The organism is Teichococcus deserti (assembly GCF_001982615.1).
Lineage (GTDB): Bacteria > Pseudomonadota > Alphaproteobacteria > Acetobacterales > Acetobacteraceae > Pseudoroseomonas > Pseudoroseomonas deserti.
Genome location: NZ_MLCO01000005.1, coordinates 1 through 12152, shown reverse-complemented (window position 1 = coordinate 12152; position 12152 = coordinate 1). Strand labels below are relative to the sequence as shown.

At 72.5% G+C, this 12152-nt stretch carries 9 protein-coding genes; 2 read left to right on the top strand and 7 right to left on the bottom strand.

Going from position 1 to position 12152, the window contains the following annotated elements:
* Positions 1–110: 110 nt before the first annotated feature.
* The gene (locus tag BKE38_RS00605) at positions 111–2162 is read right to left on the bottom strand and encodes a GAF domain-containing protein (protein WP_207553450.1); all 2052 of its coding nucleotides are present in this window, start codon (positions 2160–2162) and stop codon (positions 111–113) included.
* A gap of 111 nt (positions 2163–2273) precedes the next feature.
* Entirely contained in the window at positions 2274–2483 is a 210-nt protein-coding gene (locus BKE38_RS00600; RefSeq protein WP_076955433.1) for a TOBE domain-containing protein, read from the bottom strand.
* A gap of 184 nt (positions 2484–2667) precedes the next feature.
* On the opposite strand from BKE38_RS00600, the gene BKE38_RS00595 reads away from it, so the two are divergent.
* Positions 2668–3069, top strand: a complete 402-nt coding sequence (locus BKE38_RS00595; RefSeq protein WP_076955432.1) for a (R)-mandelonitrile lyase — start codon at positions 2668–2670, stop codon at positions 3067–3069.
* 52 nt (positions 3070–3121) lie between these two features.
* Here BKE38_RS00595 and BKE38_RS00590 read toward each other — a convergent pair whose 3' ends face one another.
* Genes BKE38_RS00590 through BKE38_RS00580 form a run of 3 tightly spaced genes read right to left on the bottom strand, consistent with a single transcriptional unit; the run spans position 3122 to position 7489 of the window.
* The gene (locus tag BKE38_RS00590) at positions 3122–3820 is read right to left on the bottom strand and encodes a hypothetical protein (protein ID WP_076955431.1); all 699 of its coding nucleotides are present in this window, start codon (positions 3818–3820) and stop codon (positions 3122–3124) included.
* The gene (locus BKE38_RS00585) at positions 3817–6378 is read right to left on the bottom strand and encodes an ATP-binding cassette domain-containing protein (RefSeq protein WP_076955430.1); all 2562 of its coding nucleotides are present in this window, start codon (positions 6376–6378) and stop codon (positions 3817–3819) included. The genes BKE38_RS00590 and BKE38_RS00585 overlap by 4 nt, the downstream gene beginning before the upstream one ends.
* Positions 6371–7489 (bottom strand): ABC transporter permease subunit, encoded by a 1119-nt coding sequence (locus BKE38_RS00580; RefSeq protein ID WP_242662125.1) that lies wholly within the window; start codon positions 7487–7489, stop codon positions 6371–6373. The genes BKE38_RS00585 and BKE38_RS00580 overlap by 8 nt, the downstream gene beginning before the upstream one ends.
* A gap of 47 nt (positions 7490–7536) precedes the next feature.
* Between BKE38_RS00580 and BKE38_RS00575 the strand changes: the two genes are divergently transcribed.
* Positions 7537–9354 (top strand): extracellular solute-binding protein, encoded by a 1818-nt coding sequence (locus tag BKE38_RS00575; RefSeq protein WP_165694084.1) that lies wholly within the window; start codon positions 7537–7539, stop codon positions 9352–9354.
* A gap of 39 nt (positions 9355–9393) precedes the next feature.
* Here the strand turns inward: BKE38_RS00575 and BKE38_RS00570 are convergent, their stop codons facing one another.
* The gene (locus tag BKE38_RS00570; protein ID WP_076955428.1) at positions 9394–11694 is read right to left on the bottom strand and encodes a TonB-dependent hemoglobin/transferrin/lactoferrin family receptor; all 2301 of its coding nucleotides are present in this window, start codon (positions 11692–11694) and stop codon (positions 9394–9396) included.
* 98 nt (positions 11695–11792) lie between these two features.
* Positions 11793–12152, bottom strand: a 360-nt coding sequence (locus BKE38_RS00565; RefSeq protein WP_131829451.1) for an energy transducer TonB, incomplete at its 5' end; no start/stop codon positions are given.

Genomic DNA, 12152 nt, shown 5'->3' with positions numbered 1-12152 from the left:
CGGAGGTCTGGAGCCGATCGGCTTCTGACCGGTGAAGCCGGTCGGCTCCAGGACTTCGTTCGATCGCGCGATTGAGGCGTTCCGGTGAGTCCACCTCAAGCCGTCTCGCTCTACGCCGCCTCCACCTCGTGCAGCAGCGCCACCAGCTCGACCTGCAGACCTTCCGGCAGGAAGTCGAGCCGGGCGCCGCCTTCGCCCAGCAGGCCGCGGCGGATCAGCATCGAGCCGAAGCCGCGCTGCCCCGGCGCCGCCACCCGCGGGCCGCCGCTTTCCTGCCAGGTGACCACCAGCTCGGTCTCCGCCCCGGCGCCGCGCAGCGACCAGCCCAGCGCGACCCGGCCGCCCTCCGCCGAGAGCGCGCCATATTTCAGCGCGTTGGTGCCCAGCTCGTGCAGCAGCAACGAGACGCCCTGGGCGCAGCGCGGTCCCAGCGACACGTCGGGGCCGGCGGCGGAAAAGCGCTCGCGCTGGCCGATCAGCCCGACCACCTGGTCGACCACGGCGCCCAGCCGGGCCGCCCGCCAGTCCTGCTGCAGCAGCACCGCATGCGCCGCCCCCAGCGCCTGGATGCGGCTTTCCAGCGCCTCGACGGGGGCGCGCGGCGTGACCCCGCGCAGCGTCTGCGCCGCGATCGCCTGCACCATGGCCAGGCTGTTCTTCAGCCGGTGGCTCAGCTCCTGGTTCAGCACCGCCTGGGCCGCCTGGCCGCGCAGCCGCTCCAGCGCCGCATGGCAGCGGTCGGCGACGCCGCGGACGAAATCGACCTCGCCCTGCGACCAGCGCCGCGGCTGACCGTCCTGCACGAAGAGCGCCGCGGTCAGCTCACCGCGCTGGCGCAGCGGCACGGTGATCTGGGCGCGCACCCCGATGGCGGCGAAGCCGGCGCGATCGGCGGCGGGCGCGTCCGCCGCCTCGCTGTCGGCCATGGCCTCGACCCGGCCGGCGGCCAGCCGCGCCACCAGCCCGGCGAAGCCGGCCAGCGAGCGCGGCCCGGCCAGGCTGCCGACGCCGCTCGCCTCGGGCGCCACCCAGTCCTGCTGCAGCAGCGCGGTGCCGGCGCGCAGATCGAGTTCGGCATAGCCGGCGCGCAGCGCGCCCAGCGCCTCGCCCAGCGTCGCCGTCGCCGCCTGCGCCACCGCCGCGGCCGAACCCGCGTCGCGCAGCGCGTCGCCCAGCGCCACCATGGCGGCCAGCCGGATCTGGTCCAGCTTGCGCTCGGTGATGTCGTGCACCGTGCCGAACATGGCGACCACCCGGCCATTGCCATCGCGCTGGAACACGGCGCGGCGGCTCAGCCAGCGCAGCGCCCCGTCATCGGCGCGGTGGATGCGGTATTCGACATTCCCCTCGGCCGAGCCGTCGCGGCGGCCGGCTTCGTTCGAGCGGCGGCCGCGGTCGGCCGGCAGCACCAGCCCTTCCAGCACGGCGGCGTCGTAGCCCGGCGCCTCGGGCAGGCCGAACAGCCGGCAGAACTCGGCCGAGACCTGCATCCGGCCGCTGTCCACCGCCATCTCGAAGGTGCCGATGCCGCCGGCCTCCTGGGCGATGCGGGCCCGGGTCTCGGCCTCCAAAGCGCGGCGGCGCTCGGCCTCGCTGCGGGCGGCGCGCTCGCTGGCAGCGGCATTGGCGCGGCGGGCGGCCACCGCGATGCGGCCGCGGTCCTGCGCCTCGCCACGCAGCTCCAGCAGCGCCATCACCTGGCCCGCCAGGCCCGCCAGCGCGAATTCCTGATCCGGTGTCAGCCCTTCCGGCCGCGGCGCCAGGTCGATGACGCAGAGCGTGCCCAGCGCCTGGCCGGTGCGGCTGCGCAGCGGCGCGCCGGCATAGAAGCGCATCCCCGGCGCCTCGGTGACCAGCGGGTTGTCGGCGGTGCGCGGGTCGACGGCCATGTCGGGGATGACCAGCACGCCTTCGCCGCGGATCGCATGGGCGCAGACCGCCTGGCCGATCGGCGTCTCGCAGGCTTCCAGCCCGACGCGCGCCTTGAACCACTGCCGCTGCTCGGCGACCAGGCTGACCAGCGCGATCGGCGTGCCGCAGAGCCGCGCCGCCAGCTGGACGATGCCGTCGAAGGCCGGCTCCGGCGGCGTGTCCAGCACCGCGTAATCCTCCAGCGCGGCCAGGCGGGCGGCCTCGGAGGCGTCGGACGGGGCGGCGTGCACGGATGCGGTTCTTTTCATGGGGAGGGGTGGCAGCCGGCGGCAGGCGGCCCGCCTTTCATGAGGCTTGTGACAGGTCCCGTCGGGGCTGGCCAGCGAATCCCGTCTTCCGCCTCAGGCCTTGCCGATGATGACGTCCGAGGCCTTGACGATGGCCGAGGCGACATCGCCCGGGGCGAGCGCCAGCTCGTCCACCGCCTCGTTGGTGATGGCTGCGGTGACGATGGCACCACCGTCCAGCTGCAGCTTCACCTGCGCCGTGGTGGCGCCCTTGCGGACCTCGAGCACCTTGCCGGGCAGCACGTTGCGGGCGGAAAGCTTCATGGGGCGGTTCCTGATGGCGGCGGACCCTCCACATGGCGCCGCCGCCGCGCCTGGCAAGCCTTGCCGGGCCCAGGCATCGCCTCGCGCTTTGATGAACGCCGCTCATCGCCGCATGCAACCCGCCGGCGGTCATGCCGGCGGCCTTCCCGGCCTAGGATGCGGCGCAGCAGCAAGGAGCCTCGTCATGGAGATCACGCGCAGCGGCAGCCAGCCCTCGGGCGTCGGGCCGGCCGACTGGTTCACCGGCCGGGTCCGCATCGACCCGCTGTTCCAGGCCGCCGACCCCGCCCGCGGCGCCGGCGCCCTGGTCACCTTCGAGCCCGGCGCCCGCACCGCCTGGCACACCCATCCGCTCGGCCAGACGCTGATCGTCACGGCGGGCCTCGGCCGCGTCCAGCGCGAAGGTGGCCCGGTGGAAGAGATCCGCGCCGGCGACGTCGTCTGGTTCCCGCCCGGCGAGAAGCACTGGCACGGCGCCGGCCCCGCCACCGCCATGTCCCACATCGCCATCCAGGAGCGCCTGGACGGCCGCGCGGTCGACTGGCTGGAGCATGTCACTGACGCGCAATACGGCGGACTGAAGTAACAACAAGCAAGGCCAGGGGAAGGAATTCCCCTGGACCCCATCTTCTCTCTGTCTATTCAGGCAGCGTGACGCCCACGGGCAGCTCGAACTCCAGGCCCAGCGCAGCGCCAGAAGCACCCTCGGCCACGACACGCTGCCCTTCGAAACGCCAGCGCGCCACAGCGCTATCCGCCAGATGCAGATGGAAATCCGCCTGGATCAGATTCTGGTGGCCACCCATCTCGCGCGACGCCGGCAGCAACCCCTCGTAATCCTGCACGACCGAAGCGCTCTCCAGGCGGACCTTCACCGGCACCGCAAGCGCCTGCAGCGCGGCCAGCATCCGGGCCACCTCCGGCGAGGCCTCGCCCTCGGCACCGGCCTCGGGCAGCACCCGCGGCGGCGCGACGTCACCGGCCACCGGGCCGAGCGCGGCATCGAAGCCCTCGCCGCCATCCAGCCCGTGCAGCGTCATCAGCGACACCCCGTCGGCGCCCTGCAGCTCGACCCGCGGCAGCGCCTTGTCGGGCATCCGCGGCGTGCGATCGAGCACCAGCGCCGCCAGCGCATCGCGCCGCACCCGGGCGGTATGGGCGGCGCCGCGGAATTCCAGCCAGCCGTCACGCTCGACGACGTCTTCCAGCGTGCCGATGCGCTCCAGCAGCACCCCCGGCCCGGACAGCACCGTCATCACCCGCCCGGCGGCCGACAGGCGCGACAGCACGGCGGCAGGGTCGCCGGTCAGGAAAAAGCGATCGGGAAGCTCGGTCATGCCAGGGAATCCTCAAGGGCACGGGGAACGGCGCCGCGGGCCGCGACCGGACGGCCGCCTGCCAGCGTCAGGGTGTCGTCGGCCAGCGCCGCGGCGATGCGCAGGTCGTGGGTGACCAGCAGGCAGGCAAAGGAACGCTCGGCCTGCAGGCGGGTCAGCAGCGCCACCACCTCGGCCTCGACGCTGCGGTCCAGCGCCGAGGTCGGCTCGTCCAGCAGCAGCAGCGCCGGCTCGGTGACCAGGGCGCGGGCCAGCGCCACGCGCTGCCGCTGCCCGCCCGACAGCCGCGCCGGCATCCGCCCGCCGAACAGATCGGGGTCCAGCTCCACCGCCGCCAGCGCCTCGCGCGCCCGGGCGATGCGCGACCGCCGGTCGCCCAGGCGGTGGATCGCCAGCGGCTCGGCAACGATGTCGAGCACCGTCATCCGCGGCGACAGCGCGGTGGCCGGGTTCTGGAAGACGACGCCGATGCGGGCGCGCCAGTCGCTGCCCGGCGGCAGCGGCTGGCCGTCCATCAGCACCTCGCCCTCGGCCGGCACCAGGCGCAGCAGGCCGGCGACCAGGCTCGACTTGCCGCTGCCCGAGGCGCCCAGCACCGCCAGCGTCCGCCCGGCGCGCAGCTCCAGGTCGATGCGGGACAGCGCCTGCACCGGCGCTCCCGCGCCCCGCCCGGGATAGCTGACGGAAAGCTCCCGCACCGATAGCAGCGCCGGCCGCGCCGAGCGCAGCGCCGAGCCCGGCCGCCGCGGCAGCACCGGCCGCAGCAGGCGGGCAAGCTCCGGATCGCCCTCGCCCGCGGCTTCGGCCTGGGCCTCGACGGCGGCGGCCGGAAGATCGGCGACGATGCGCCCGGCGCGCATCACGGCGATGCGGTCGGCGACGGCCCGGGCGGCCTCGACGTCATGCGTGACCAGCAGCAGCGCGGCGCCGCGGCGGCGGCGCTCCTGGTCCAGCAGCCGCAGCACGGCGCCGCGCAAAGCGGGGTCGAGGCTGGCGGTGGGCTCGTCGGCGATGATCAGCATCGGGTCGCGCGCCAGCGCCATGGCGAGCACTGCGCGCTGCTGCTGCCCGCCGCTGAGCTCATGCGGGAAGGCGCGCGGCCGGTCGCGCAGCACGGACAGTTCCAACCCGTCCAGCAGCTCGCCCAACCGGCTGCCAGGCTGGGCGCCGATCGCCTCCTGCAGCTGCCGCAGCACCGGGCGGGTCGGGTTCAGCGCCGCGCCGGCCTCCTGGAACACCATGCCCAGCGCGGCGAAGCGCAGCTTTCTCAACTGCTCGGCCGGGGCGTCGATGATCTCGACGCCGTCCAGCCGGACGCTGCCGGCGATGCGCGTCGCCTGGGGCGGCGGCAAAGCGGCGGCCAAAGCGGCGGTGGCCGATTTCCCGCCGCCGGAATCGCCGAGCAGCGCCACCGCCTCGCCGCGAGCGATGCGCAAGCTGGCGCCGCGCACTGCCTCCACACTGCCGAAGGACAGATGCAGATCGGTGATCTGCAGGGCCGCGTCCGGATCGGCCGTGGTGGCGACAGGGATCTCTTCGCGTCGGGCGGGCAGCAGCCGCGGGTCGAAGGCGTCGCGCAGCGCCTGGCCCAGCTGGGTCGCCAGCAGCAGCAGCAAGGTCAGCATGCCGACCGCGGCCCCGGCCAGCCAGGGCGCGTGCAGGTTGTTGCGCGCCTGGGCCAGCAGCTCGCCCAGCGACGGCGTGCCCACCGGCATGCCGAGGCCCAGCAGGTCGAGCCCCGCCAGAGCCGTCAGCCCGCCGGCGAAGAGGAAGGGCGCAGAGGCCAGCACCGGTGCCAGCGCATTGGGCAGGATGTGGCGCGCCATGATCCGCCGCCAGGACGCCCCCGCCGCCCGCGCCGATCGAACAAAATCCTGGTTGCGCAGGCGCAGGCTCTCGGTGCGGGTGAAGCTGGCGACGCCCATCCAGGTGAAGGCCGCCATGGCGCCGGCCAGCACCCAGAACCCCGGTGCCAAAACCGAAGAAAGAATCATCAGCAGCATCAGCAGCGGCACGGCGCCCCAGATTTCCGTCAGGCGCTGGCCGATCAGGTCGATGCGCCCGGCCAGCGTCCCCTGCAGCAATCCCAGCGGCAGGCCGATGACGAGGGAAAAAAGCGTCAGCGCCAGGCCGAAGCCGAGCGACAGCCGGGTGCCCCAGATCAGGCGCGCCAGCACGTCGCGGCCCTGCTCGTCGGTGCCGAGCCAGTGGCGGGCGGAGGGCGGCGTCGGCGCCGTGCCGTCCAGGTCATGCACCGGGTCGACCGGGTTGCTGCGCACCGGTGGCCACAGCGCCCAGGCGCCCTGCTCCGCCAGCAGCCGCGCCACCAGCGGGTCGTGGAAATCGGCCGGCAGCGACAGGGTGCCGCCGAGGTCGCGCTCGGTGGGGCGCGACAACACCGGCGAGGTCAGCGAACCTTTCATCCAGAGCAGCACGGGCCGGTCGTTCGCCAGGAACTCGGCGGGGGCCACCAGCAGCGCCAGGGCAACGAGAAGAAAACCGGCCCGCCAGGCGCGGCGGGTGGCGGCGGGGCGGGCGTTGGCGAGGCGCTCAGCCACGGGCGGCGGCCTGGAAGCCGATGCGCGGGTCCAGCGCCGCCGCCAGCAGGTCGCCCGCCAGATGCAGCACCAGCCCGAGCAGGGTGAACAGCCAGAGCGTGCCGAAGATCACCGGGTAGTCGCGGCTGGAGATGGCCTCGAAGCCGAGCAGCCCGATGCCGTCCAAGCCGAAGACCACCTCGACCAGCAGCCCGCCACCGAAGAGCAGCCCGATCAGCGCCGAGGGCAGCCCGGCCAGGATCACCAGCATGGCGTTGGGGAAGACATGGCGGAACAGAACGCGCCGTCCTGCCAGCCCCTTGGCCAGGGCCAGCTGGACGTAAGGCTTGCCGATCTCCTCGAGGAACAGGCTGCGGGTCATCAGCGCCAGGCTGGCGAAGCCGCCCAGCACCAGCGCCGTCACCGGCAGCGCCAGGTGCCAGAGCCAGTCGAGGATGCGCGCGCCCCAGGACAGGTCCTGCCAATGGGCGGAGACCAGCCCCTCGGTCGGGAACCAGGCGAAGACGCGGCCGCCGGCGAAGAGCACCAGCAGCGCCACCGCCACCACCACGCCCGGCACCGCATGGGCGAGCGCGATGGCGAAGGTCGCGCCGCGATCCAGCCCCGTCCCTCGCCGCACCGCCAGGATGATCCCCAGCGGCAGGGCGATGCCATAGGTCAGGAAGGTCGACCAGGCGCCGAGCGAGGCGGAGACCGGCAGGCGCTGCCACAGCAGCTCGGCCACCGGGCGGTCGAGGAACAGGCTGCGGCCGAGATCGAAGCTGAGGAAGCGTTTCAGCATCAGCCAGAAGCGCTCCAGCGGCGGGCGGTCGAAGCCGAACATGCGCTCGATCTCGGCGATGGTGGCCGCATCCAGCCGCTCGGCGCCGCGGTAGCGCATCGTGGGGTCGAGGTCGGGCGCCAGGGCGGTGGGGGCGCCGAGCACGCGCTCGGCACCGCCAGAATCATCGTTGCCGGGGGTCAGCTGGGCGATCAGATGCTCGACCGGGCCGCCGGGGGCCAGCTGGGTGACGCCGACATTGATGATCAGGATCGCCAGCAGGGTCGGCGGCACCAGCAGCAGGCGCCGCGCCGCATAGCGCAACAGCGGATGGCGGAGGCGAAGCAGCATGCGGCGAGGCTCTTGCGGGTTGCGCGGTGGGCGGGGAGAATATGAGAATGACTCTCAACCGCATGTATCCGCGAAAGCGGGGGCTCGGCAAGGCGCTCTCCGCCGTCCTGCTGGCCAGCCTGGCCACGGCGCCCGCGACGCTCGCGCGGAGCGACGCCTTCTCGCTGCACGGCACCCCTGCCCTGCCCGAGGGGTTTTCGCATTTCCCGCATGTGAACCCGGACGCGCCGCTGGGGTCCTGCAGCCTGCGCAGCGTGCTGCAGGGCAGCTTCGACACGCTGAACCCCTTCACCCTGCGCGGCCGCTTCGTGATGGGCGTTTGGAGCTGGGTCTACGAGACCCTGATGGTCGACAGCCCGGAAGAGCCGTTGGTCGCCTATGGCCATCTGGCCGAGAAGGCGGAGCTCGACGAGGCCGCCGGCGTGATCCGCTTCACGCTGCGGGAGCAGGCGCGCTGGCATGACGGCAGGCCGGTCACCGCCGAGGACCTGGTGTTCAGCGCGACGCTGCTGGGGAGCAAGGGAAGGCCGCATTTCCGCGCCGCCATGGCGGGCGTGCGGCTGGAGCAACTCGACGGCCGGAGCGTCGCCTTTCACCTGCCCGCGGGCACGACGCCGACCCAGGCGCGCGACCGGATGACGCGGCTGGGCAGCTTCTTCGTGCTGCCGAAGCATTATTGGGAAGGCCGCGACTTCACCGCGCTGACCATGGACCCGCCGCTGGGCAGCGGGCCCTATCGCGTGACCGCGGTCGAGCCCGGGCGCCGCGTGGTCTTCGACCGGGTCGAGGACTGGTGGGCGCGCGACCTGCCGACGGGCCGCGGCCGCTGGACCATCGCGCGGATGGAGGTGCAGTACCTGCGCGACCGCGTGGCCGCGCTGGAAGCCGTGCTGGCCGACCGCGCCGACATGATGCGGGAGATGGATCCGCGGCGCTGGGCCACCGGCTATGACGCGGAAGCCGTGCGCAGCGGCGCGGTGCGCAAGGTCGAGCAGCCGCATTGGTATGTCACGGGGATGAACGGCTTCGCCTTCAACCTGCGGCGCGCGCCCTTCGACGACGTGCGCGTGCGGCAGGCGCTGGCCGGGCTGCTGGATTTCGACTGGGCCAACAAGGCGCTGTTCCACGGCGCCTTCCGCCGGACCTCTTCCTATTTCAGCAATTCGCCGATGGCGGCCGTCGAGGCGCCGGACGCGGCCGAGCGCGCCGCCATGGCCGAATTCCCGGAGCTGTTCCCGCCCGAGGCCTATGACGCCGCCTGGACGCCGCCGCCGACCGATGGCAGCGGGCGGGATCGCGCGGCGCTTGAACGGGCGATCGCGTTGCTGGAGCAGGCCGGCTGGGTGCTGGACGATCGCGGCCGCATGGTGAACCGCGCGACGGGGCAGCCGCTGCGCTTCAGCGTGCTGGCGCAGTCGACGGCGCAGCAGGCGTTGCTGACGGTGTGGTTCCGGGGCTTGCGGCGCATCGGCATCGAGCCGTCGCTGGAGGTGCTGGACGCCGCAGCCTTCACCGACCGGCAGCGGAAGCGCGAGTTCGACCTGATCTATCGTTTCATCATCGGCTCCTCCTGGCCCGGGGAGGAGCAGCGCAGCTACTGGGGGTCCGGCGGTCCCAACAACCTCTCGGGGTTTGCGTCGCCTGGCGTCGACACGCTGCTGGACCGGTTGGTGCGGGCCGAGGGTGTGGATGAGATGCAGCGTTCCGCGCGGCTTTTGGACCGTGCCTTGCAATGGCAGTGGCTGACGGTCCCGTCGTATTATGAGCCGAACCGGCTGACGGCGCTGCGGGACCGTTATGCGTGGCCCGCCCGCGCGCCCGCTTACGCCTATGGCGATGATGCGTGGTGGTGCAAAGAAAACTGAGGGGGTCTGGGGGAGCTGCGCTCCCCCAGCCTTGCTTGCTTAGAAGATGACACGGGCCCCGAAGCGCAGCCACCGGCCGGGAGCGACCTGCAGCTCGATCGGGTTGGCCGACTTGACCGCCGCGGTGGCGAACTGGCTCTGGTCGTAGCCGGTCACGTCCTGCGGGATGTAGCGCGCATCGAACAGGTTGAAGATGCCGAGATTGAGCTCGACATTCTCCACCGGCCGCCAGGTCGCGACGGTGTCGAAGACCTGGTAGGCGCGGGTGCGGTAGCGCTGCGGGGTCGATGCCTCGTCGGCGGCGGCGGCGAAGGTGCCGGTGACGTCGATGCTGGTGCGCCAGTCGGGTTGGGTCCAGTTGACGCCGGAGACCACCTTCAGCGGGCGGGCGCCTTCGAAGGGCGCGCTGGCGCTGGTGGGGGTGGCGCGGGCGCGGCCGCGCTGCCAGGAGGCCGAGGCCTGCAGCGTCCAGTTCTGCACCACCTCATAGGCGCCGGCGAGCTCGATGCCCCAGACCTTGACCGAGGAGAGGTTGCGGCTGGTGTAGTCGACAGTGCCGGCGATGTTCACCAGGGATTCGATGAAGTCCTCGTACTGGGCGTTGAAGGCCGAGAGGCTGAGATAGCCGCGCGGCAGCCGCATGCGGATCCCGGCCTCGTAGGAGCGGACGCTTTCCGGCTTCAGCTCGGGATTGGGCACCAGGTTGAAGGCGGCGCCGGGCAGCGAGGTGAAGAGCTGCTCGGCGGTCGGCATCTTGAAGCCTTCGCCGTAATTGCCGAAGAGCGACCAGGTCTCATCCAGGCGCAGCACGGCGCCGAGCTTCAACGCCAGGTCGTCGGCATCCAGCGTGCGCGGCTCGGCGCCCGGCGAGGCGCGGTAGTCGGCATCCGGCTGCGGGGTGATGCGGTAGGTCGAGTAACGCAGGCCCGGCGTCACCGTCAGCCGGTCGCCGAAGACGGAAATCTCGTCCTGGATATAGCCATCCAGCCGCCGCGTGTCGCCATTGGCGAAGTTGAAGCCGCCGGCGCGGGCGACGGTGGAGACGCCGGTGGCCAGGTTGGTGGTGACGTCGCGGCGGCGGTAGTCGGTCTCGGTGAAGCTGCCCTGGACGCCATAGGTCAGGGCGTGGCGCATGCCGAGGACACTGAAAGACGAATTCAGCTGGACGTCGCCCTGCCAGAAGTCCTCGCTGTACTGCAGCTCATCCTCGACGCGGCCGAGCTGGCCATTGGCCAGGCGGCGGATCTGCACGCCGGTGCGGCGCAGCTCCTGCGGGTGGTAGCCGACCTGCCAGCGCAGCGCATCCAGCCAGCCCAGGCCCGGGGTCCATTCCTGGTCGAGGCCGAGGCGGTAGCGGTCGAGGAACTGCTTGCGCTCGCGCGACAGGTTGGTGATGCCGCCGGTCGCCGGGCCCAGGTCGAAGCGCTGGTCGACGGTGGTGACGCGCTGCATGCTCTCGGCGGTCAGGCGGAAGCGGTTGTTGGGCGCCGCGTTCCAGACCAGCTTGCCGAGCAGCGAATCGGAATTGATGTCGGCCGGGTTCAGCCGGTTGCAGGGCAGCGCGACGGCGGCGCGGGTGCAGTTCCAGATGCCGTCGGGCGAGCGCGAGTTGTTGCGGTTCTGCTCATGCGCCTGGCGCCGCTGGTAGGCGATCATGCCTTCGAACGCGCCGGCCCGCCAGGCGCCGGTGACGCGGCTGCGCCAGCCGCGGTCGAGGGTGGAGTAATCCGAATCCGCCTCGGCACCCCAGCTGCGGCCGGGCTGGATATAGTCGGCCGGGTCGCGGGTCACATACTGCACCACGCCGCCCAGCGCGTCGGAGCCCCAGAGCGTCGAGGCCGGGCCGCGTACGACCTCGACCCGCTTCAGGTGCCAGGGCTCGACGACGTCGCGGGTCTGGTCGGTGATGCGCTCCATGGTGCGGGCGCCGTCGATGATGGTCAGCACGCGGTTGCCGCCGACGCCGCGGACGGAGATGCCGCCCAGGCTGCCGAAGGGATCGGTGCCGCTGGTCTGCTGGTTGACGCTGACGCCGGGCGTGTAGCGGAACACGTCCTGGATGTCGCGCGCCATGCGCCGCTCGAGGTCGCGGCCGGGGATGATGTCGACCACCGCCGGCGTGTCGAAGAGCAGCCGGCTGTTGCGGGTGGCCGTGGTGTTGACGCCGGGCAGGACGGTCGGCGCCAGCGCTTCCAGCCCTTGCCCCTGCCCTGCATCGTCGATCTGGACGGCGACGGGCTCGGCGACGGTCTGGGTGGTCGTCTGGCCGAGCGCTGGCGCAAAGGAAGGCAAGACCAGGCAGCTGCCGAGCAGCGCCAGTCTCAGAGGGAAGCGGAGCATGGAAACCCTGTGTGACGTTGTGATGCGAATGTAACTTAGAATCATTCTCAATAAACCGCCAGGGGCCAAGGCCATGCTTCGTTCCCTCTTTCCGCCGCCTATTGCAGGCGGAAATGCACCTGCACCTCGACCCAGGCATGGACCGGGCGGCCGCCGACGGAGGCGGCGCGGAACTGCCAGCGCTGCACCGCCGCCAGCGCCGCCTGGTCGAGCAGCGACGAGCCGGAAGAGCGATGCACCCGGGTGGTCCGCGTCTCGCCATCCGGGGCGACAAGGGCGCGCAGGGTGACGCTGCCGGTCTGGCCCATCTCCAGCGCGCGGGCGGGATATTCAGCGGGCTGCGGGCGGGTGCGGAAACCGGGATTGGTGACCAGGACAGGCGATGCGGCGTCGCCGGGGCGCGATCCGCTGCCGGGGCTGCTCTCCGCGGCGCCGTCGCGCGCGGCGGCGCCGCGGAG

Bases quoted from the DNA above. Each gene is read 5' to 3' on its own strand.
- BKE38_RS00600 (WP_076955433.1), bottom strand. From the start codon at position 2,483: ATGAAGCTTTCCGCCCGCAACGTGCTGCCCGGCAAGGTGCTCGAGGTC.
- BKE38_RS00595 (WP_076955432.1), top strand. From the start codon at position 2,668: ATGGAGATCACGCGCAGCGGCAGCCAGCCCTCGGGCGTCGGGCCGGCC.
- BKE38_RS00590 (WP_076955431.1), bottom strand. From the start codon at position 3,820: ATGACCGAGCTTCCCGATCGCTTTTTCCTGACCGGCGACCCTGCCGCC.
- BKE38_RS00580 (WP_242662125.1), bottom strand. From the start codon at position 7,489: ATGCTGCTTCGCCTCCGCCATCCGCTGTTGCGCTATGCGGCGCGGCGC.
- BKE38_RS00575 (WP_165694084.1), top strand. From the start codon at position 7,537: ATGACTCTCAACCGCATGTATCCGCGAAAGCGGGGGCTCGGCAAGGCG.
- BKE38_RS00570 (WP_076955428.1), bottom strand. From the start codon at position 11,694: ATGCTCCGCTTCCCTCTGAGACTGGCGCTGCTCGGCAGCTGCCTGGTC.